At 65.5% G+C, this 20,972-nt stretch carries 22 protein-coding genes; 14 read left to right on the top strand and 8 right to left on the bottom strand.

Annotated elements, in window-relative coordinates:
* Positions 1-13 precede the first annotated feature (13 nt).
* The 4 genes from H8F01_RS08425 to H8F01_RS08410 are packed head-to-tail and all read left to right on the top strand — an operon-like array spanning position 14 to position 2,079.
* Positions 14-439: a YeeE/YedE family protein gene (locus H8F01_RS08425; protein WP_187058556.1), complete on the top strand. Its 426-nt coding sequence runs from the start codon at positions 14-16 to the stop codon at positions 437-439.
* The gene (locus H8F01_RS08420) at positions 436-891 is read left to right on the top strand and encodes a DUF6691 family protein (protein WP_187058555.1); all 456 of its coding nucleotides are present in this window, start codon (positions 436-438) and stop codon (positions 889-891) included. The genes H8F01_RS08425 and H8F01_RS08420 overlap by 4 nt, the downstream gene beginning before the upstream one ends.
* Positions 878-1,744: an MBL fold metallo-hydrolase gene (locus tag H8F01_RS08415; protein ID WP_187058553.1), complete on the top strand. Its 867-nt coding sequence runs from the start codon at positions 878-880 to the stop codon at positions 1,742-1,744. Before H8F01_RS08420 ends, H8F01_RS08415 begins: the two co-directional genes overlap by 14 nt.
* A gap of 50 nt (positions 1,745-1,794) precedes the next feature.
* Positions 1,795-2,079: an ArsR/SmtB family transcription factor gene (locus H8F01_RS08410; RefSeq protein ID WP_187058551.1), complete on the top strand. Its 285-nt coding sequence runs from the start codon at positions 1,795-1,797 to the stop codon at positions 2,077-2,079.
* 67 nt (positions 2,080-2,146) lie between these two features.
* Here the strand turns inward: H8F01_RS08410 and H8F01_RS08405 are convergent, their stop codons facing one another.
* Complete coding sequence (locus H8F01_RS08405) at positions 2,147-2,353, bottom strand: CsbD family protein (protein WP_187058550.1); 207 nt, start codon at positions 2,351-2,353, stop codon at positions 2,147-2,149.
* Between the two features lie 300 nt (positions 2,354-2,653).
* Here H8F01_RS08405 and H8F01_RS08400 point away from each other — a divergent pair, with 300 nt between their 5' ends.
* Positions 2,654-3,205 carry an HdeD family acid-resistance protein gene (locus H8F01_RS08400; protein WP_187058549.1) on the top strand — a complete coding sequence of 184 codons (552 nt, stop codon included), beginning with the start codon at positions 2,654-2,656 and terminating at the stop codon, positions 3,203-3,205.
* An 81-nt stretch (positions 3,206-3,286) separates the two neighbouring features.
* Here the strand turns inward: H8F01_RS08400 and H8F01_RS08395 are convergent, their stop codons facing one another.
* Positions 3,287-3,868, bottom strand: coding sequence for a hypothetical protein (locus tag H8F01_RS08395; protein ID WP_187058548.1), 582 nt, complete (start codon positions 3,866-3,868; stop codon positions 3,287-3,289).
* Positions 3,869-4,016: 148 nt separating this feature from the next.
* Complete coding sequence (gene queF, locus H8F01_RS08390) at positions 4,017-4,841, bottom strand: NADPH-dependent 7-cyano-7-deazaguanine reductase QueF (protein ID WP_187058546.1); 825 nt, start codon at positions 4,839-4,841, stop codon at positions 4,017-4,019.
* Positions 4,842-4,989: 148 nt separating this feature from the next.
* Between queF and H8F01_RS08385 the strand changes: the two genes are divergently transcribed.
* From H8F01_RS08385 to H8F01_RS08375, 3 genes are all read left to right on the top strand, one after another.
* The gene (locus tag H8F01_RS08385; RefSeq protein WP_187058545.1) at positions 4,990-6,957 is read left to right on the top strand and encodes a M1 family metallopeptidase; all 1,968 of its coding nucleotides are present in this window, start codon (positions 4,990-4,992) and stop codon (positions 6,955-6,957) included.
* A gap of 207 nt (positions 6,958-7,164) precedes the next feature.
* The gene (locus tag H8F01_RS08380) at positions 7,165-9,357 is read left to right on the top strand and encodes a penicillin acylase family protein (protein ID WP_187058543.1); all 2,193 of its coding nucleotides are present in this window, start codon (positions 7,165-7,167) and stop codon (positions 9,355-9,357) included.
* 904 nt (positions 9,358-10,261) lie between these two features.
* Positions 10,262-11,584 (top strand): Xaa-Pro dipeptidase, encoded by a 1,323-nt coding sequence (locus H8F01_RS08375; RefSeq protein WP_187058542.1) that lies wholly within the window; start codon positions 10,262-10,264, stop codon positions 11,582-11,584.
* Positions 11,585-11,771: 187 nt separating this feature from the next.
* On the opposite strand, the gene H8F01_RS08370 is transcribed toward H8F01_RS08375, so the two are convergent.
* The gene (locus H8F01_RS08370; RefSeq protein WP_187058540.1) at positions 11,772-12,383 is read right to left on the bottom strand and encodes a LysE family translocator; all 612 of its coding nucleotides are present in this window, start codon (positions 12,381-12,383) and stop codon (positions 11,772-11,774) included.
* A 104-nt stretch (positions 12,384-12,487) separates the two neighbouring features.
* Here H8F01_RS08370 and H8F01_RS08365 point away from each other — a divergent pair, with 104 nt between their 5' ends.
* The 3 genes from H8F01_RS08365 to H8F01_RS08355 all read left to right on the top strand — a co-directional run bounded on the left by H8F01_RS08365 (position 12,488) and on the right by H8F01_RS08355 (position 14,152).
* On the top strand, positions 12,488-12,952 hold the full coding sequence (locus H8F01_RS08365; RefSeq protein ID WP_187058538.1) for an Lrp/AsnC family transcriptional regulator: 465 nt from the start codon (positions 12,488-12,490) through the stop codon (positions 12,950-12,952).
* A 307-nt stretch (positions 12,953-13,259) separates the two neighbouring features.
* Entirely contained in the window at positions 13,260-13,727 is a 468-nt protein-coding gene (locus H8F01_RS08360) for a nuclear transport factor 2 family protein (RefSeq protein WP_187058537.1), read from the top strand.
* Between the two features lie 74 nt (positions 13,728-13,801).
* On the top strand, positions 13,802-14,152 hold the full coding sequence (locus tag H8F01_RS08355; protein ID WP_187058535.1) for a UBP-type zinc finger domain-containing protein: 351 nt from the start codon (positions 13,802-13,804) through the stop codon (positions 14,150-14,152).
* A gap of 4 nt (positions 14,153-14,156) precedes the next feature.
* Here the strand turns inward: H8F01_RS08355 and H8F01_RS08350 are convergent, their stop codons facing one another.
* The gene (locus tag H8F01_RS08350; protein ID WP_222615736.1) at positions 14,157-15,383 is read right to left on the bottom strand and encodes an MFS transporter; all 1,227 of its coding nucleotides are present in this window, start codon (positions 15,381-15,383) and stop codon (positions 14,157-14,159) included.
* 236 nt (positions 15,384-15,619) lie between these two features.
* On the opposite strand from H8F01_RS08350, the gene H8F01_RS08345 reads away from it, so the two are divergent.
* Entirely contained in the window at positions 15,620-16,585 is a 966-nt protein-coding gene (locus H8F01_RS08345) for an alpha/beta hydrolase (RefSeq protein WP_425490111.1), read from the top strand.
* A gap of 10 nt (positions 16,586-16,595) precedes the next feature.
* Here H8F01_RS08345 and H8F01_RS08340 read toward each other — a convergent pair whose 3' ends face one another.
* From H8F01_RS08340 to H8F01_RS08330, 3 genes are all read right to left on the bottom strand, one after another.
* Positions 16,596-17,153: a methyltransferase family protein gene (locus H8F01_RS08340; RefSeq protein WP_187058533.1), complete on the bottom strand. Its 558-nt coding sequence runs from the start codon at positions 17,151-17,153 to the stop codon at positions 16,596-16,598.
* Positions 17,154-17,351: 198 nt separating this feature from the next.
* The gene (locus H8F01_RS08335) at positions 17,352-17,984 is read right to left on the bottom strand and encodes a Vgb family protein (protein ID WP_187058532.1); all 633 of its coding nucleotides are present in this window, start codon (positions 17,982-17,984) and stop codon (positions 17,352-17,354) included.
* Positions 17,985-17,993: 9 nt separating this feature from the next.
* Positions 17,994-19,214: a helix-turn-helix domain-containing protein gene (locus H8F01_RS08330; RefSeq protein WP_187058531.1), complete on the bottom strand. Its 1,221-nt coding sequence runs from the start codon at positions 19,212-19,214 to the stop codon at positions 17,994-17,996.
* Between the two features lie 122 nt (positions 19,215-19,336).
* Here H8F01_RS08330 and H8F01_RS08325 point away from each other — a divergent pair, with 122 nt between their 5' ends.
* Both H8F01_RS08325 and H8F01_RS08320 read left to right on the top strand, forming a co-directional pair.
* The gene (locus H8F01_RS08325) at positions 19,337-20,101 is read left to right on the top strand and encodes a DUF899 domain-containing protein (RefSeq protein WP_187058530.1); all 765 of its coding nucleotides are present in this window, start codon (positions 19,337-19,339) and stop codon (positions 20,099-20,101) included.
* A gap of 30 nt (positions 20,102-20,131) precedes the next feature.
* Complete coding sequence (locus tag H8F01_RS08320; RefSeq protein ID WP_238481190.1) at positions 20,132-20,950, top strand: DUF2182 domain-containing protein; 819 nt, start codon at positions 20,132-20,134, stop codon at positions 20,948-20,950.
* Positions 20,951-20,972: the final 22 nt, after the last annotated feature.

The raw sequence follows: 20,972 nt of genomic DNA, 5'->3' as shown, positions 1-20,972 counted from the left end.
ATATAGGTGCTTTATGCATCCCTGGCTGCTTTCGCTGCTCGGCGGAATCCTGATCGGCCTGGCCGCGGTGTGGCTGATGGCGATGCTCGGCCGCATCGCCGGCATCAGCGGCATTGCCAGCAGCCTGCTGCGAGGCGCGGGTGACTGGCCATGGCGTGCTGCGTTCGTCGCCGGGTTGGTGATGTCGCCGCTGTGCCTGTGGCTTGTGCGCGGTGACAACGGTCTGGGCGCGCCGCAGGTGGCGTGGCCGTGGATGGCACTGGCCGGTCTGCTGGTGGGTTTCGGTACGCGGCTGGGCAGCGGTTGCACCAGCGGTCATGGCGTGTGCGGCATCGCGCGCCTGTCGTCGCGCTCCATCGCTGCGACCGCCGTTTTCATGGTGCTGGGCATGCTGACGGTAGCCGTGGTTCGCCACTGGCTGGGAGGGTTGCCGGCATGAAAGCGCTGATGGCCTTGATCGCTGGGCTGTTGTTTGGTGTCGGACTGGGCATCGCCGGGATGACGCATCCGGCCGTGGTGCTTGGCTTCCTCGACGTGGGCGGCGCGTGGGATCCGCGCCTGCTGTTCGTCATGGCGGGCGCGGTGCCCGTTACCGCCATCGGTTACCGCCTGGTGTGGCGCGCGCGCAAGCCACGCTACGAGGCATCGTTCGATGTGCCAACGCTGCAACACATCGACGCGCGCCTGTTGATAGGCGCAGCGCTGTTCGGCATCGGCTGGGGCATTGCCGGCTACTGCCCGGGGCCTGCACTGGCCTCGCTCGCCGGTGGCGTGGCTTCCGTCTGGCTGCTGGTCGCCATGATGGTGCTGGGCTGGTGGCTGGCATCGCGCTGGCCGATGCGTTCCAATCAGGGTTCTTCGACGCGAGGCAGCCACCGTGCAACGACCTGACGTAAAGGCCTTCTTCGACGAGGCCACCAATACCTTCAGTTACGTCGCATGGGATCCGGCCACGCGCAAGGCGGCGGTGATCGACAGCGTGCTCGACTTCGATCCGGTGTCGGGCCGCACGCGGCGCGATTCGGCCAACGCGCTGATCGACTTCGTGAAGGCACAGGGACTGGACGTGGAATGGGTGATCGACACGCATGTGCACGCCGATCACCTGTCTGCCGCTCCCTACGTGCAGTCGGTGCTGGGCGGCAAGCTCGCCATCGGTGAGCACATCCGCGAAGTGCAGGAGACCTTCGGCGAGGTCTTCAACGCGGGCAGCGAGTTCCGGCGCGACGGCAGCCAGTTCGATCACCTGTTCCAGGATGGCGAGCGCTATCGACTGGGCAGCATCGACGCCGTGGCCATGCATACCCCTGGGCATACGCCGGCCTGCATGACGCATTTCATCGGCGATGCGGCCTTTGTCGGCGATACCTTGTTCATGCCCGACTACGGCACGGCGCGCTGCGATTTCCCCGGTGGCGATGCGCGCACGCTGTATCGCTCCATCCAGCGCATCTTTGCCTTGCCGGACGAGACGCGCGTGTTCCTGTGCCACGATTACAAGGCGCCGGGCCGTGACCAGTTCACCCACGAAACCACGGTGGGCGACGAGCGGCGTTCCAACATCCATGTGGGTGAAGGCAAGGGCGAGGAGGATTTCGTGCAGATGCGCAACACCCGCGACGCCACGCTGTCCATGCCGCGCCTGCTGCTGCCGTCCGTGCAGGTGAACATGCGCGGAGGCAGGTTCCCTCCGGCGGAAGACAACGGCACGGCGTACCTCAAGATCCCGCTCGACACCATGTAATGGCGACGCGACGCAGAACATCCGGCAAAACCGCGGTCAGCCTGGAAGCCATGCAACGCCATGCCGACGAAGCCGTGAGCGTGCTCAAGGCGCTGGGCAGCAGCAACCGGTTGATGCTGGTGTGCCAATTGCTCGATGGCGAACGTTCGGTCGGCGGCCTGGCCGAGGCGCTGGGGCTGGCGCAGAGCGTGGTGTCGCAGCACCTGTCACTGCTTCGTCGCGACGGGCTGGTGTCCGGGCGCCGCGAGGGACAGTCGATCTACTACGCGATCAGCGACGATCGCGTGCATGCCCTGATGCAGCGACTGTTCGAACTCTATTGCGCGCAAGAGTGATGGGCCCGGCGCAGGTATCGAAAGCGCGCCCGTCCGGTGGAACGGGCGCGCCATGGTCATGGGTCGATCAGTGGTGGCGGATCTCTTTCTCGAAGGCCTTGACCTGCTTCATGGCCTCGTCGCGCGCAATGCCATAACGCTCCTGCAGCTTGCCTGACAGGTACTCGGCGTTGCCCTCGGCGACCTTGAGGTCGTCATCGGTGAGCTTGCCCCAGTGCTGTTTGATCTGGCCGCTGAGTTGCTTCCAATTCCCCTGGATGGTGTCTTGATTCATGACTGATCCTCATTGGGTGTCGGGTGGATGCAATGCGCATTGCAGGGAGCGATTCGATCAGCCTGTAGGTTAAGCACGCGTGCCCTGGGTGTTGCGGCAGGTCGGGTGGGTTCATGCCTGTATGTCCTTGACTGAGACCACTTTCGCGCCGCGTCGACATGGAAGATGCGTCGATGGCGTCTCGGCGCCGCGCGCGACGAAGGGGAGCCAGCCCAGTGGCCGGTTCGAGCCAATGGTGTCTACTCGCGAGGCTGCGAGCCGCACCGGTTCGTCTATCAACATCCAAGGAGTATCGCGACCATGAGTTCCCTCCTGCAGCGTGGCGTCAGCCGCACCGGCTGGCTGCTGGTGATCTACGGCGTCATCTCCATCCTGTTCGGCATCAGCGCGATCCTGTGGCCGGGAAGCACGGTAGTGGCACTGACCTGGGCGTTCGGCATCATGGCGCTGGCCGAGGGCGTCATCAGCCTGTTCGCCCTGTTCAACCGTCACGTGGCGGTGTCGCGCGGCTGGCTGGTGCTGTATGCGCTCGCCTCCATCGTGTTCGGCCTGCTGGCCCTCTGGCATCCGCTGGCGGTGGTCAACGTGTTGCTGATCTTCCTCGCCGCATGGCTGATCGTGGCCGGCGTTTACCGCATCGTGTTCGCCTTCCGGGTGCGCAAGGAAATCCAGGGCGAATGGATGATCGCCTTGAGCGGCGTGCTCGCCATTGTGCTCGGCGGGCTGCTGGTGGCCTACCCGGTGGCGGGCCTGCTGACCGTGGCGATCTGGATCGGCGTAGCCGCGCTGGTCTACGGCATCCTGCAGGTCATTGCCGGCGTGCGCATGCATCGCTTCAAGCGGGCGCTGTAACAGGCGCACCCGGGCGGTGCATCGCCCTGAAATGAAAAAGGCGCCTGCGGGCGCCTTTTTCATTCGCTGTCGCGGGAACGATCAGCCGCGTACCTCGAAGCCTTCCGAGGCCACCTGCTTGCCGTTGAGCGAAATGATCACCTTGTACTTGCCCTTGGGCCACGCGTTGGGATTCTGCACCTTGAATGTGGTCACGGCGGGGCCATCGGTGGCAATGGACTCGGTGGTGCTGCTGAAGGTCTCGTCCTGCCCTTCGATGTAGCTCCACTTCGCATTGAGCGTGGCGTTGTCGCTGGTGCCGGTGGTGGCGACGCTGGCGTAGATGGATTTGTCTTCCGGTGCAAACTGGCGCTGTTCCCTGCTGATCGCATGGCCGGCATCGACCTGGCTGCCGATGGTGACGGCGGCCACCTTGATCTCGCCGCCGCTCTTCACGCTGGCAGCCTTGCCCGTGGTCTGCTCCGGTGCGGGTGCCGTGCTGGTGGGCGCCGGTGTCGGCGGAGCGGTGGTGGTGGGCGCGGGAGCAGCGGGTGCGGGAGCGCTGCTCCCCGGTGCTGCCGATGGTGTGCCGGGTGATTCCTGGTTCTTGCCGCACGCGCTGAGTACAAGCAGTCCGGCAAGGGTCGCGCAGTACAAAGCCGTTTTACGAGCCTGGATATTCATGACTGACCCCGTGGCTGGTGGCGGATGCACACCCGACCGACGCTTTCGCAGTGCCGGGCACCTCGTTCGAAGGAGGCTAGCCCGGTCGATATGAAGCTGCGGTTACTGCGCGCCGTTGCGTGGACGTCCTCTTAACGACGCGCGCACGTTACTGGCGTGCGCCGCGTGGATTGCCCGGGTGTTCCGTGCCCGTGCTGCGATACGGATTGATATCCAGCCCGCCGCGCCGCGTGTAGCGCGCATACACGCTGAGCTGCTGCGGACGGCATCGCGCCATCACGTCCACGAAGATGCGCTCCACGCACTGCTCGTGGAATTCATTGTGGTTGCGGAAGGAGACGAGATAGCGCAGCAGGCCGGCCGGGTCGATCGGTGCGCCGCGATAGCGGATCTGCACGCTGCCCCAGTCCGGCTGGCCGGTCACCGGGCAGTTCGAGCGCAGCAGGTTCGACACCAGCGTCTGCTCGACCTCGGGCTGGGCCTTGTCGGCGGTCAGATAGTCCGCGCGCGGCGGGCCGTAATCGTCGATGTCCACCGGCAGGTCGTCGACCAGCATGCCGTCCAGGTCGGTCACCGCATGGCCCTGCGCCTGCGCATCGGTCAGGGCGACCTCCACCGGCGCTCCGGCGGCAGCGGAGAGATCGCGCACCAGGGTGGCGATCAGGTTGCCCCGGTCGGCCACGCGCTCCTGCGAAAAGCCGTTGAGATACAGCTTGAACGACTTCGATTCGATAATGTTCGGCGACGTGGCCGGCACGCGGAATTCCGCCAGCGCCACCACCGGCTTGCCGCGCGTATCCAGCCAGGACAGCTCATAGGCGTTCCAGATGTCCTCGCCATGGAACGGCAGCGGCGCGGACACGCCGATCTCGTCGCGCTTGGCCTGGCGCGGGATGGGAAACAGCAGGGAGGGGTCGTAGCGGTCGGCGTAGACCGTGGTCTTGCCGAGCGGGGAGTGTTCGGGGGTGCTCATGCGGCCATTGTACCGCCTCGGCGGCACGACCCCGGCCGGGAATCGCACGAAGCTGCGGGGCCGCCCATGACCACTGGCCCGGTTCCTTCGGGGGGCGCCTGCCTATAGTGTCGGGTTCTGTACCGGGGAGCCTTGAGGAATACGCCTGATGAAGAAACTCGTCCTGGCCTGCGCCGTTGCGGCGGGCCTGCTTGCGGCTGGCGCGGTCTGCGCTCCGGCCTTCGCCGACGGCACGGACGCCGCTTTCGACCCCCAGGCGCTGTTTGCGCCGCTCTCGCTGCCGGATGCGCCCAATGCCTTCCGCGATGGCGCCGGCAAGCAGGGGCCGCAGTTCTGGCAGAACCGCGTGGACTACGCCATCCAGGCGAGCATCGACCCCGCGAAGCACGAACTGCGCGGCGATGAAACCATCAGCTACACCAACCACAGCCCCGACGCGCTGGACGTGCTGTGGGTGCAGCTGGACCAGAACATCTACCGCCGCGATTCGCGCGGTTCGCTCAGCTCGCCACGTCCGCGCAACGACTTCACCGACGGCTACCAGATCGACGTGGTGGAAGTGGACGGCAAGCCCGTGCATTTCCTCGTGGACGACACGCGCATGCGCGTGGACCTGGCCACCGCACTGGGCGCCAACGGCAAGCAGGCGAAGCTGCGCATCCGCTACCACTACACGGTGCCCGGCACCTGGGGCGGACGCACGGCGGTGACGCCGACCAAGAACGGCGACATCTACGAGATTGCCCAATGGTTCCCGCGCATGGCCGTCTACGATGACCTGCGCGGATGGGATACGCAGCCTTATCTCGGCTCGGAGTTCTACCTGGAATACGGTGACATCGACTATGCCGTCACCGTGCCGTGGAACTACATCGTGGCTGGTTCCGGCGCGCTTACCAACAGCAGTGAGGTACTTACCTCCACGCAGCAGAAGCGCCTGGCGCAGGCGGCGCAGAGCGACAGCACGGTGATGATCCGCTCGCCGCAGGAAGTGAACGACGCCTCCAGCCATCCGAAGCAGAGCGGCACGCAGACCTGGCGTTTCCATATGGAGCACACCCGCGACGTGGCCTTTGCCGCCTCGCCCGCGTTCGTGTGGGACGCTGCCCGCATCAACCTGCCCGATGGCAAGCATTCGCTGGCCATGTCGGTATACCCGGTGGAAGGCGTGGGCAAGGACGCGTGGAATCGCTCCACCGAATACGTGAAGGGCGCCATCGAGCACTTCTCGGCCAAGTGGTTTGCCTATCCGTGGCCGGCGGCCGTGAACCTCGGCGGGCACGGCGCGGGCATGGAATACCCGGGCATCGTGTTCGACGGCTACGAAGACAAGGGTCCGATGCTGTTCTGGATCACCGCGCACGAACTGGGCCACGGCTGGTTCCCGATGATCGTGGGTTCGAACGAGCGCCGCCATGCGTTCATGGACGAGGGCTTCAACACCTTCATCGACGTGTACGCTTCGGATGCTTTCAACAAGGGCGAGTTCGCCCCCAAGCGCGACAGCGAGTACGCGCCCAAGGGCGGCAACCCCGTAGACGAGATCCTGCCGGTGCTGGCCGATGCCAATGCGCCCACGCTGATGGCGCCGGCCGATTCCGTGTCGGAGAAGTACCGCCACTCGGTGAGCTACTTCAAGGGTGCGCTGGGCCTGGTGCTGTTGCGTGAGCAGATCCTGGGGCCAGAGCGTTTCGATCCGGCCTTCCGCAAATACATCGCCACCTGGGCGTACCACCATCCCACCCCGTCCGATTTCTTCCGTTTCATGAGCAGCGAAGCGGGCGAGGATCTGTCGTGGTGGTGGCGCGGCTGGTATCTCAACAACTGGCAGCTCGACATGGGGCTCACCGGCGCCAGCTATGTGGACAACGACCCCGCCAAGGGCGTCACCGTGTCGCTGGTGAGCCGGCAGAAGCTGGTGATGCCGGCCACCCTGCGCGTCGACTATGCCGATGGCAGCCACGAGGACGTGCGCGTGCCGGTGGAAACCTGGCGCCAGAGCGCGACGCCGAAGCTGGCGTTGCACACGGGCAAGCGCATCAAGACGCTGACGCTGGATCCGGAGCATAAGTTGCCGGATGCGGATCGGGCGAATAATAGTTTCGCGATGCCCTGAGGGCGCGACCCAGGCGCGGTATGCATATTCCTCACCGTCATCCCGGCGAAAGCCGGGATCCAGCGCCTTTGGGGGCGGCGAAAGCCAAGGCGCTGGATGACCAGCCCTTCGGCTGTTGAAAGGCGCTTCCTGCCTTCGCAGGAATGACGATGTAGGGAGTCGTGAGTCAGCCCATGGGCACGAATGACGTGCCACGAGAGAGTCAAAATGACCAGATACTTCACCAGGCAGATCCTTTCTCTCGCCGTGATGGGCGGCCTATCTGTCGCCTCTGCGGCCCACGCCGCCAGCACCGACGACGCCCGCTGGAAAGCCGAGTCCGCCGCCGTCACCGTTACCCGTGACGACTGGGGCATCGCCCACGTGCACGGCAAGACGGACGCCAACGCCGTGTTCGGCATGGCGTACACGCAGGCCGAGGACGACTTCAACCGCGTCGAAACCAACTACCTCAACTCGCTGGGCTGGCTGGCCAAGGCCGAGGGCGAGAAGGCGATATGGTCCGATCTTCGCCAGCAGTTGTGGATCGATCCCGCCGAGCTCAAGCGTCTCTACGCCAAAAGCCCTTCGTGGCTGCGCGAGTTGATGGATGCCTGGGCCGATGGCCTGAACTTCTACCTCGCCACGCATCCCGACGTACACCCGCGCGTCATCACGCACTTCGAGCCGTGGATGGCGCTGAGCTTCAGCGAAGGCAGCATCGGTGGCGACATCGAACGTGTCTCCCTGAAAGAGCTGCAGGCGTTCTACGGCAAGCCCACCGAGACGGTGGCCTTCGTCGATACGCCGTCCAGCTGGGTGGAGCCCACCGGTTCCAACGGCATCGCCATCGCGCCGAAACTCACCGCGGATGGCCACGCGCTGTTGCTGATCAATCCGCACACCTCGTTCTTCTTCCGCTCCGAGCTGCAGATGTCCAGCGATGCGGGCCTGAACGTGTACGGCGCGGTGACCTGGGGCCAGTTCTTCATCTACCAGGGTTTCAACCCGCACATCGGCTTCATGCATACCTCGACCACGGCGGACGTGGTGGACGAGTTTGCCGAAACCATCGTGCATGACGGCGACAAGCTTGGTTATCGCTACGGCAAGGACGTGCGCCCGGTGAGCACGCGGGCCATCACCATCAGTTACCGCAAGGCGGATGGGGCGATGGGCGAACGCACGTTCAACACCTACGCCACGCATCACGGACCGGTGGTGCGCGAGGAGGGCGGCAAGTGGATCGCCACTGCGCTGATGAACAAGCCACTGGAAGCGCTGGAGCAGAGCTGGCTGCGCACCAAGGCCACCGACTTCAAGAGCTTCATGAAGATCGCCGAGCTCAAGGCCAACTCGTCGAACAACACCATCTTCGCGGATGACAAGGGCGAGATCGCCTATCTGCATCCGCAGTTCATCCCAAAACGCGACAACCGCTTCGACTATACGAAGCCCGTCGACGGCAGCGATCCGGCCACCGACTGGCAGGGCCTGCTGCCGCTGGATGCCGCGCCGCACCTGCTCAATCCCGCCAACGGCTGGATCATGAACACCAATGACTGGCCGTATTCCGCAGCCGGTCCGGACAGCCCGAAGCGCGAAGACTATCCGCGCTACATGGACAGCGTCGGCGAGAACCCGCGCGGCATTCACGCCACCATGGTGTTGAGCGGCAGGCACGATTTCACCCTGCCGTCCCTCATCACGGCCGCGTTCGACTCGTACCTGCCGGCCTTCGCGCGACAGGTTCCTATCCTGGTGAAGGATTACGACGCGCTGCCGTCGAACGATCCACTGAAGGCGAAACTGGCCGGGCCGATCGCGCTGCTGCGCGGCTGGGACTATCGCTGGGGCATCGCCTCCATGCCGACCTCGCTGGCGGTGTTCTGGGGCGACACGCTGTGGGACAAGGTGGACAAGTCCGACGTGTCCGAAGGGCTCTCCGTGTACGACATCATGGCCGAGCGCGCGGGCCCGAAGGCGCGCCTTGGCGCGCTGGCGGAAGCCGCCGACCGTCTGGAAAAGGATTTCGGCAGCTGGGGCGTGCCGTGGGGCGAGGTGAACCGCTACCAGCGCCTCAACGGCGACCTGCAGCAGCCCTTCGATGACGGCAAGCCGAGCATCCCGGTGCCGTTCACGTCGTCACGCTGGGGTTCGCTCGCCTCCTTCGGCGCGCATCGGTGGCCGGGAACACGCCGTTACTACGGCACCAGCGGCAACAGTTTCGTGGCGGCAGTGGAGTTCGGTGACAAGGTGCGCGCGCGCGCCATCACCGCCGGCGGTGAAAGCGGCCATCCCGATTCACCGCACTTCAACGACGAGGCCGAGCGCTACACCACCGGCAACCTGCGCGCCGTGTACTTCTGGCCGGAAGATCTGCGCGGTCACGTGGAGCGCACCTACCACCCCGGGATGTAACAGCGTTCGGTTCGCCATGTACCGAAGCGCGTCATTTGGGTGAGCTGGCTTGCACAAGTGACGCATGCGGGCTTGTCTGTAGGAGCGCACCTTGTGCGCGACCACCTGACGGAGTGGAATCGACATGACGCTGCGGTCGCGCACAAGTGCGCTCCTACAGGGGGTGTTTCGCACCGTGCGAGGCTCAAACAGCTCTCGCCTCAGTGCTCACCCCAGTCCTCTCCCGAACGGGAGAGGACGAGCGACAGGGGATGTTCAACGTGAACCACCTAAGGGCAATGAAGGATGTGCCGCGCAGCGGCACGACGCTCCGCGTTAAGTCCTCTTCGCTTCGGCGCGTTGCGAAGCGCTTTGTTGTACCCGCTGTGTAGAGGCGGAGGTTGCCAAGCAACACCGTTCCTCAGCCGTTCGGGCTTATCCCATCGGCATGCTGCCAGCCTTTAAGGCCATTTTCTTTGGGTTACTTTTCTTTTGGGCCAGCAAAAGAAAAGTGACTCGGCCTCCGGCAGGAGGTCGAAACGCCCCCGCTGCGTAAGCGGCAACCTGGCGCCTGCGTGACTACCGAAGGCAGAGAGCAAAGGCATTGGACCCCAGCCTTCGCTGGGATGACGGTTTCGACGAGACGGCGAGCCCAGATGACCCACCCCTCACCTGTTGAAAAGGATCTCCCACTTTCGTTGCGAAGACGGCCCCAATAGAACAGTGAAGGCGCCCCCAAGCCATCGCATGCCTGCTCGCAGATGGCGAAGAGTCGCCCCTCCCCTATGCGTCATCCGTCACGCATGCCCCGCCACCGTTTTACGGTAAGGTGCACGCGGGGAGGATGTCGCATGACCGTGGCGCAAAGAGCGCGGCGTCGGGCTGTCCGCCCGTTGCCCATTGCCATTGCCCACGGAGTGCTTCCATGCGTTTGCTGCCCCTGTTCACCGCCATCGCCGTCGGCCTTGGTTCGACCGCTGTTGTCGTCGCCGACGACGCACCAGCCCCCGCACCAACGCGCGTGGCCGTGCGTGCCGCCCACCTGGTCGACACCAAGGCCGGTACGGTGCGCGACAACCCGGTGGTGATCATCGAAGGGGACCACATCACCGAGGTGCGCTACGACGGACAGGTGCCGGCGGGCGTGAAGGTGATCGATCTGGGCAGCGCGACGCTGTTGCCGGGGCTGATCGACTGCCACGTGCACCTCACCGGCGACCCGAACGAGGTGAAGGGCGATTACTACGAGGCCGTGCTCAAGCGCAGCTCCATCGACTCGGCGATTCTTTCGCCCACGTATGCCAAGCGCACGCTGGATGCGGGTTTCACCACGGTGCGTAACCTCGGTGCCGGCGACTACGTGGACGTCGCCCTGCGCGATGCGATCAATCGCGGCGACATACCGGGCCCGCGCATGCTCGTATCCGGTCCGCCGCTGGGCGCGACGGGTGGCCACGCCGATGGCACAACGGGCTTCTCGCCGTGGATCGAATTCCACGGCATCGATGGTGTGGCCGATGGCGTCGACGCCATCCGCCATCGCGTGCGCGAGAACGTCAAGCACGGTGCGGACGTGATCAAGTACATGGCCAGCGCGGGCGTACTGAGCGCGGAGGCATCGGTCGGTGCGCCGCAGTACTCCCAGGAAGAGATGAACGCGATCGTCGACGAGGCGCATCGCTGGGGCAAGAAGGTGGCTGCCCATGCGCACGGCGCCGAGGCCATCAAGATGGCCATCCGCGCGGGTACCGATTCGATCGAGCACAGCAGCCTGATCGACGACGAAGGCCTGAAGCTCGCCAAGCAGCACGGCACGTACCTGGATTTCGACGTCTACAACGATGACTACATCCTCAGCGAGTATGCCAAGAAGGGTTTCCCGGCCAGCACCATCGACAAGGAAAAGCTGGTCGGCCGCCTGCAGCGCGAGAACTTCCAGCGCGCGGTAAAGGCCGGCGAAAAGATGGCGTTCGGCACCGACGCCGGCGTTTATCCGCATGGCTGGAACGCCAAGCAGTTCGCGATCATGAGCAAGTGGGGCATGACGCCGATGCAGGCCATCCAGGCCGCCACCGTGAATGCGGCCGACCTGCTCGGCATGACGGGCAAGGTGGGGCAGGTGGCGCCGGGTTATTACGCCGATCTGGTGGCGGTGAACGGCGACCCGCTCAAGGACGTGTCGCAGCTTGAGCACGTGGCCTTCGTGATGAAGGGCGGCGACGTCGACAGGAACGACATCAAGCGCTGAGTTGCCTCGTGACTTTGTAGCCCGGATGAAGCGCAGCGGGAATCCGGGAACACGCCGCATCAGTCCACCGGTGATGCGACATGCGAACGGGTTTTCGCGACAACCTTGGCTCTGTCGCACGACCATCCCGGATTCCCGCTGCGCTTCATCCGGGCTACGGTCTTCGGGCAACGGTCAGCTGGCTGCGTCAGGTGCTGGCGAGCCGCGCGGCGGCGGCGATCAGCAAGCCGCCGGACACGCCCTCCACGCAGCGTCGCCGGCCGTCGCTCCATCCGCCGGCCTTGCCCGTGGTTGCCAGCGCGACGCTGAGCCCGCTGTACACCAGCGCGCACAATGTGATGAAGATGGCCGACAACAGCATCGCCTGCAGTGCGATCGCATGTCCCGGGTGCATGAACTGCGGCAGGATCGCGAAGTAGATCATCATGCCCTTGGGATTGAGTGCCGCCGTGAGAAAGCCGCGACGCAGCGGCGATGGGACTTTCACTGTCGGGACTTCCATCCGACCGGGACGCAACGCGGAGCGCAGCAGTTTCGCCGCCAGCCAGACCAGGTAGAGCACACCGGCCCAGCGCAAGGCGTTGAACAACACCGGTGAGGCGGCGATCACCGCCGCCAGCCCGAACGCCACCAGTAGGGAATGCAGCACGTAGCCGGTGCACACGCCGGCGGTGGCGAGCAGGCCGGCGCGTGCGTTGCTGGCGACGGCCTGCGAGGCGATGTAGAGCATGTCCGGTCCCGGCACGGCGATCAGCGGGAGCACGGTGGCGGCGAATAGCAGCAGGGTGTGGGTATCCATGGCCACAGGCTACGGCGCATGGCGTGGCACAGGGTGCCGGATATCGCACGGATTCCACCGATATTGGCATATCATGCCAATGAACGATCCATGGGTGACATGTCATGCCAATGAGGCTGGACGAGACCGACAAACGCATCCTGCGCACCCTGCAGGAGAACGCGCGGCTGCCGAACACGGAGCTCGCCCATGAGGTGGGCCTGTCACCGTCGCCCTGCCTGCGGCGAGTGAAGCTGTTGGAAGACGCCGGCGTGATCGACCGCTACGTCGCCGTGCTCGATCCGGCCAAGGTCGGCGCGGGTCTCACGCTGTTCACCCGCGTGTGGCTTACCGCGCAGGACGCCGACACCATCGACCAGTTCATCCGCGCCATGCAGCGGCTGCCGCAGGTAATGGAGTGCTACATCATGCTCGGTGACAGCGACGCGCTGCTGCGCGTGGCGGTGGCGGACCTGGACGAGTATCGCCACTTCCAGTCCACCCATCTCACCCGCGCCAACGGCATCCAGAACGTCAAGACGGACATGCCCAGCCAGGTAGTCAAGCGGACGTATGCGTTGCCGTTGTAATACCGACAGGCAGCGCGCCGTGTCGGTATACGTAGACTGATGGTCTCCCTCATCGTCATGCCGGCCCAGGCCGGAATCCAGTGACTTCGGTACCCGGTTTTCGCGAAACGTCACCCGCTTGAATAGCACGATGCATCGCGGCAAAAGCCAAACCTGACTGCCACCGGATGACCAGCTATGGGGCTGTTGAAAAGCTCCTCCGGCCCTTGCCCCTTTTCGGGGTGCGCCGGAATGACGATCTGGAAACACTGCGGTGAGCCAACCGCGCTAACCTCAACGTTCTTCAATTCACTCCATGAGGCAAGCCATGGAAACCCGTCCCCCGCTTCCCCCGTTCACCCCCGAAACGGCCGCACAGAAAGTGCGCCTGGCCGAGGACGGCTGGAACAGCCGCGACCCTGCCCGTGTGGCGCTGGCCTATTCGCCCGATACCTATTGGCGCAACCGCGCCGAGTTCATCCACGGTCGCGCGGAAGCGCAGGCGTTTCTTGAGCGCAAATGGATCCGCGAACTCGATTACCGGCTGATCAAGGAGCTGTGGACCTTTGCCGGCAACCGCATCGCCGTGCGCTTCGCCTATGAATGGCATGACGACTCGGGCCAGTGGTACCGCAGCTACGGCAACGAGAACTGGCAGTTCGACGAGAACGGCCTGATGACGCATCGACATGCCTCGATCAACGACCTGCATATCGCCGAATCCGAGCGCAAGTACCACTGGCCGTTGGGGCGTCGCCCGGACGATCACCCGGGCCTGAGCGAGCTGGGCTTCTGACGGCATCGCTGCTGACGGAATCTGCACGAGCCAGCCGCCACGATGCGCGCATCGTTCACGAGGAATTGAGGGATATGAGCAGAGACGACTCGGGCATCAATCTCGATGCCGAACCCAGCGGCACCGGCTGTGTCGAATGCCTGCGCGATGGCGGCTGGTGGTTTCACCTGCGCCGGTGCACCGAGTGCGGTCACATCGGTTGCTGCGACAGCTCGCCGAACCAGCACGCGACGAAGCATTTCCATGAAACCGGCCATCCCGTGGTGGCCAACTTCGAACCCGACGACCGCTGGATCTACGACTACCGCACCGGACGCGATTACGACGCCCCGGCGCTGCGTCCGCCGCTGTTCCATCCGCTGGACCAGCCCGCACCGGGCCCGAAGGGCAAGGTGCCGAAGAACTGGGAAGACCTGCTGAACTGAGCGCTCAGCAGGATTCGCAGGCGGTCACTTCATCGCCGCGGCGATCCATCGCCATCGACACGAACCACAGCAGCAGGCCGCCCAGCGCGAGCCCGCTGCCTACCCAGCCGGGGGAGGTCCAGCCGTAGCCGTGCGCAATGGCCAGGCCGCCAAGGAAGGGGCCAAGCGCATTGGCGGCATTGAAGGCGGAATGGTTGAGCGAGGCGGCGAGGCCCTGTGCATCGCCCGCCACATCCATCAGGCGCGTCTGCAGCACCGTGCCCAGCGCGCCGCCTATGCCGATCAGGAACACCGTGGCGCCCAGCGTCCACACATTGCCCGCGGTGAACGGGAAGATGGCCAGGATCACCATGCTCCAGGACAGCAGCACACCGGCCGTGCGCATCAGCGCGCGATCGGCGAAGTGCGGCACGATCAGGTTGCCCAGCGTCATGCCGATGCCGAACACGCCCATCACCCACGGCACCGCGTCCAGCGACATATGCGTCACCTTGAGCAGGATGTCGGCCAGATAGGTGTAGACGGCGAACAGCCCACCGAAGCCGATCGCGCCGATACCCAGCGTCATCCACACCTGCGGGCGCTTCAGCGCACCCAGTTCGCGCAGCGGGCTGGCGTTGCGGTCGGCCGGCGTATTGGGGGCGAAGGCGTACACCGCACTCATCGTCGCCACGCCCAGCAGGGCGACCAGCGCGAAGCTCCAGCGCCAGCCCACCGACTGACCCAGCCAGCTGGCCAGCGGCACACCGACAATGGTGGCGCAGGTGAGGCCCAGGAACATCTGTCCCACCGCGCGCGTGCGCCGGTTGGCCGGCACCAGCGAACTGGCCACCAGTGCGCCAACGCCGAAATACGCGCCATGCGGCAGGCCGCTCAGGAAACGGAACACCAGCATCCAGTGATAACTGGGCGAGAGGCCGGTGAGTCCGTTGAACACCGTGAACATGGCCATCAGCATCAGCAGCAGGGCGCGACGCGGCAGGCGCGCACCCAGCACGGTGATCACCGGTGCGCCCACCACCACGCCCAGCGCGTATGCGCTGATCGCGTGGCCGGCCGTCGGCGCATCGATGCCCAGGCCCTGCGCGAACAGCGGCAGCATGCTCATGGTCGCGAATTCGGTGGTGCCGATGGCGAAGCCACCCACGGCAAGCGCGAGGATGACGAGCCCGACATGGGGAGCGCGAACGGGCGGCGTGCCCGGATCGAGAGCGGGTGCGGAAGCGGACATGGGGGATGCTCAGGCCTGGGGGAAAGGCGCATTGGTGCGATGCAGCAACGCGAAGCATAGCGCCTGGGGCGCGGCGTAGCCAGCCGCACTTATCGCCAAATCGCCAGAACTGCGCGAGAAAGAGGCCTTACCCCGTGCGCACGATGCGCCTTCGGGGCGCGCAAAGCGCATGTATTCCTTCCACGACACACGGACCGAAAGGTGGGGGCACGATGTTCAAGCACGCATGGAAAGGCCTGATGGCCACGCTGTGGCTGGTCGCGGGCACCGCGTTGGCCACCACGGGCTTACCTGATCTGGTGAACCTGAAGACGCAACCCTGGCAACCGGCACCGCCTGCCGTGCAGGAGCCGCTTTGGCCCGCGGGCCTGAAGATCGCCCCGCCGTCCATGCCGGGCGACGAGGCTTTCGGCAACAGCACGCAGAATCTGGCCGGCCTGCCGGTCACGGTGGTCGAGCATGTCTCGCGCCCGACCATGACCATCTATCCGCCCAAGGGCAAGAACACCGGCACAGCGGTCGTGGTGTTTCCCGGTGGTGGCTATCGCGTGCTGGCGATCGACCTGGAAGGCACCGACATCTGCGACTGGCTCACCTCGCGCGGCATCACCTGCGTGGTGCTGAAATACCGCGTGCCCGGGTCCGGGCCGTACTGGAACGATGAGTGCAACTGCCGGAAAGACCCCGCCGTGCCCATGGCCCTGCAGGATGCGCAGCGCGCCATCGCACTGCTGCGCCAGCGTGCCGCCAGCCTGGGCGTGGATCCGCACAGGATCGGCGTGGTCGGTTTCTCCGCGGGCGGACGCATGGTGGCCGACGTGAGCAATCACGCGAAGCTGAGCTACAAACCGGTGGACGACGCAGACAAGCAGAGCGTGCGGCCGGATTTCGCGATGGCGCTTTATCCGGGCCATCTGTGGAAAGGGCCGGGCATCACGCTGGAGCGCAACCTGACCATCGATCCGCATGCGCCGCCTACCTTCATTGCGCAGGCCGGCGACGATCCGGTGGATGACGTGCGCGAATCGGTGACTTACTACGTGGCGCTACAGCAGGCCGGTGTGCCGGTGGAAATGCACCTGTACGCCAAGGGTGGCCATGCCTTCGGTGTCAGGCCCACGGACAAGCCGATCACCCGCTGGACCAGCCTGGCCGAGGCGTGGATGAGCAACCTCGGCATGCTGCCTGAGGCAATCCACTGAAGGCGTCGCGCTACCAGACGAAGGGAACGAAGCGCTTCACCTTCGACGCGTAGTGCAGGTAATCGGGGAACGCGCCGGCCAGCGCGTTCTCTTCCACGCGGATGCGATAGAGAAAGGCCGGCAGCGTCAACAGCGTCAGCAGCACGATGGCGATGCCGTTGCCCAACGCCAGCCCCAGGCCCACAAATCCCAGCCAGCCGCCGAAGTAGCCCGGGTGGCGCACGAAGCGGTACGGGCCGGCGATCACCAGCCGGTGATCGCTCTGCACCGCCACGTTCGCGGAGAAGAACTTCCGCAGCGTCCACATCCCCGACCAGCGGATGCAGAAGCCCGCCACCATGATCACCACGCCGGCCAGCTTGAGCCATGGTGAGAAAGGCAGCCTGCCGACGCCCAGGAAATACAGCGCGATGGAAAGCCACGGCAGCACCAGGTTGCTGGTGGCCAGCAGCATCAGCGAACGGGCATCCACGTCCGAGCCGCCACGATCACGCGCAGTGCGCAGCAGCAGCGGTTCGGAAATGAACCAAAGGGCAAACAGCACGATCGCCACGGACTCGATCTTCATGGGGTCGCTCCCGCAGGGGCCGGATGATCCTCGCGGGCGGCAACATCGGCATCCGCCCGCACGTCGCGCGAGCCGGGGGAGGAGGTGCAGGCACTTAGACGGCCATCCTCCGACGGTCCGCTGGCGACCATACACCAAGGCCGAGGTGCGGATGTGCAGGCCGGTACGGGCAGGGTGTGGCTGCGCGGTGGTTGCGGCCTAGCGCGGGCGTCGTACGGCCCGTACTTTTCCGCTCTGGCCGCCGCCGCAGAAGAAGGTGTCGACGCCATCGGATTCGAGGCCGGAGACCACCATGTCCGGCGGCATCTCCAGCTTCTCCAGCACGTCGCCGGTGCTGGCATCGATGTGCCGCAGTTCGCTCTCATTGCCTTCCCAGGTGGCGTGCCACAACTCACCATCGACCCAGGTGACGCCAGTGACGAAACGGTTGGATTCAATGGTGCGCAGGACCGCGCCCGTCGCCGGATCGACCTGGTGGATCTTGCGCTCGCGATACTCGCCCACCCACAGCGCGCCCTCGGCCCAGGCCAGGCCGGAATCGCCGCCGTTGCCGGGCGCCGGAATGCTGCCGATGACGCGTCCGGACTGCGGGTCGATCTTCTGGATGCGCTTCTCGGCGATCTGGTAGAGATGCTCGCCGTCGAACGCCGTGCCTGCGTGCGCAGCAATATCCATCGTGCGTCCGGGTGTGCCGTCGGATGGATCGAACGCATGCAGATGGTCGCCGGAAGCAAACCAGACCTGCTGCCCGTCATAGGTGACGCCGTGCACCTGCCCGACGCCGGTGAAGGGACCGTACTCGCGGATGATGTGGGCGGCTGATCGTTTCATGCCTGCATCCTAGTTCCCGGGCAGTGGCGAGGGGAGTAACAAAGCCGTCGTGAAACCCGGCACCGGCGGCGTCATCCAGCGGCGCGATCGCCCACGCCCCAGCGCCTGCACCTTGCCAGCCTCCGCCAGTGCATCCAGCGTGCGCTGCACCGTGCGCTGGCTGCTGCCCAGCGCCAGCGCCAGGCCGGAACTCGACCAGGATTCGCCATCGGCGAGCAGGGCAAGCAAGGCAGCATATTTTTCGTCCACTGGCTGCGCCAGCAGTGCAACGTCCGATGCGTGAAGTGGCTCCAGCACGAAGCCGCGCGTGGTCGCGCGCACGCCGGCAAGCTCCTTGAGCTCCGAGCGAAGCCGGCCGATTTCCACGCGCAGTCGCGCGCGATGCGTCTCGTCAATATGCCGGGTACGGAATGCGCGCGTGGCCAGCTCGTTGCGCGATACGTCGGCCGGCCACGCTTCGGCCAGCGCGCTGGCCAGCGCAAACAGCACGGGACGTCGCGCCAGCGGAACGGTGAGGTTGCCGTCATGCACGGTGTGGCGACAGGCATCGACCATCAGCTTGCCCGAAGCAGACAGCGCTTCCACTTCCTCCAGCCGCAGCAGGCGCGAAACGCCGCGCGAGATCAGGCGCGCCGCCGGTGCATCGAGCGCGTGCGACGCGTTCTCCACTTCGGCGATCAAGGCCGGTATGCCGGCCTGCTGCGCGTCACGCGCGGCCTGGGCGAGTGCTGCGCGCGCCGCGCCGGCGCGAAGGCGACGCATCGCGATACCGGCCAGCGCCAGTGCGTGGATGGTTCGCAGCGCGGCAGGCAATGGCGCGGGATCGAACGTGGCCAGCCCGCGCTCGGCTTCATCCAGACGTCCGATCAACAGCAGGCGACGTATGGCGAGGTAGCGTGCATGTGCAGCGTTCAGGCGGTCGCCATGCGATTGCAACGTGGCCTGGGCGATTTCCAGTGCCTTGGTGGGCCAGCGAAGGTCGCGCGACACTAGCGCCACCTCGGCTTCGGCGACCACGCAGCGTGCGCGGGCCACGGCCTCGCGCGGGCCGAACGCGCGTGCCGCGCTGCGCAGCAGCGAGCGTGAGCGCTCCAGGTCGCCCAGTTGCGCCATGGCGATGCCGCGCAGGGCAAGCGCGGGCGCGTCGTCGCGCAAGGCGACGCGGTTCAGTGCGCCCAGCGGATCACCGGCGGCGAGTGCGCGGGCGGCGGCCGTGATCAACGAGTCCATCGGAATCCCGCCACACTTGTCACTCCCCTCGTCAGGTCGAACCGCCGCAGTCTAGCTCACGGTTCATCACCGGCGCGTCGCATCGCCTGCAGCGCGCATGACACTGACGAAGGAGAACGACCATGACTGCACATACCACGGGTACCCGCGAGGACTGGCTGAAGGCGCGCATGGCGCTGCTGAAGGCCGAGAAGGAACACACCCGGCGTGGCGATGCGCTGGCGCTGCAACGGCAGGCCCTGCCATGGGTACGGGTGGACAAGAGCTATCGCTTCGACACCGAGCAAGGCACGGCCACGCTGGAAGACCTGTTCCGGGGTCGTTCGCAGCTGCTCGTGTACCACTTCATGTTCGGTCCCGACTACAAGGCCGGTTGCCCGTCGTGCTCGGCGGTGGCCGACGGGTTCAATGGCAACGTCGCGCACCTGGAGCATCACGACGTGGCGTTCTGGGCCGTGTCGCGCGCACCGCTCGCCAAGCTGCAGGCCTATCGTCGCCGCATGGGCTGGAGTTTCCCGTGGGCGTCGTCGGTGGAGGGCGAGTTCAACTTCGACTTCAACGTGTCCTTTACCGAAGAGCAGCAGCGCAACGGCGAGATCCAGTACAACTTCGAACGCGGCGGGCACGCCATGGATGCCACGCCCACGCCCGAACCCGTAGCGTACTTCGCCGCCTCGTGCGGCACCGACGCGCCAACCTATGCACGCGATCGCCCGGGCCTGAGTGCCTTCGTGCTCAACGATGGCGTGGTCTATCACACCTATTCCAGCTACGCGCGTGGGGTGGATGGCGTGTGGGGCATGTACCAGTGGCTGGATCGCGCGCCGCTGGGGCGCAACGAAAGCGGCATCTGGTGGCGTCGTCATGACGAATATGACCGCGGTTGAGAAGCACTGCGGCAGCGACGGCCTGACCGAATGAGGTGCACCATGCACACACGAACATCTCGAATCATCGGAATCGAACGGACCCTGCCGAAGGGCTTCATCGTTGTCATCGCATTGCTGTTCGCGGCGAGTGCCATAGTGACGTTGGCGTGGTGCTCCTCCATGGCAGACATGGAGGGGCTGCCGATGCGCGGTGGATGGACGCTGGCGATGGCATGGATGCGCATGCCCGGGCAGACCTGGGCTGGCGTGACCGCGCCGCTGCTCGGCATGTGGAGCGTCATGACGGCCGCGATGATGCTGCCGTCATTGACACCCACGCTGTGGCGCCACTACCGGACCGAGATTGACCGGGCACACAGCCATCCCTGGCGAAGCACCGCACTGGTGGGCGCCGCGTACTTCGCGGTCTGGATAACCCTTGGCCTGTTGGTGGTGCCGGTGGGTCTGGCGCTGGCCTGGCTCGCGATGGCCATGCCGCCACTGTCGCGCGCCGTCCCACTCGCCATCGGCATCGTTGCGCTTCTGGCCGGTCTGCTTCAGTTCACCGCATGGAAGCAGCGCAGCCTCGCCTGCTGCCGGACATGCATGATGGATGCGCCTGGTGGACTTCGGCATGCGTGGCGTCACGGGCTTCGTCACGGCCTGCACTGCGTACGCTGTTGCGCTGGACTCACGCTGATCCTGCTGGCGTGGGGAATGATGGATGTGCGCGCAATGGTGCTGGTCACCATCGCCATCACCGCCGAGCGATGGGCGTCGTCACCCCTGCCGATGGTGCGGGCCATTGGCGCGACCGCCATGGTGGCCGGCCTGCTGATGATCGCGCGCGCCACGGGCTTCGCATGAATTTGCGTATCGACGCGTGATC

The sequence above is a fragment of the Dyella telluris genome, assembly GCF_014297575.1.
Classification (GTDB): domain Bacteria; phylum Pseudomonadota; class Gammaproteobacteria; order Xanthomonadales; family Rhodanobacteraceae; genus Dyella; species Dyella telluris.
This window is presented reverse-complemented; position numbering and strand designations above follow the sequence as displayed.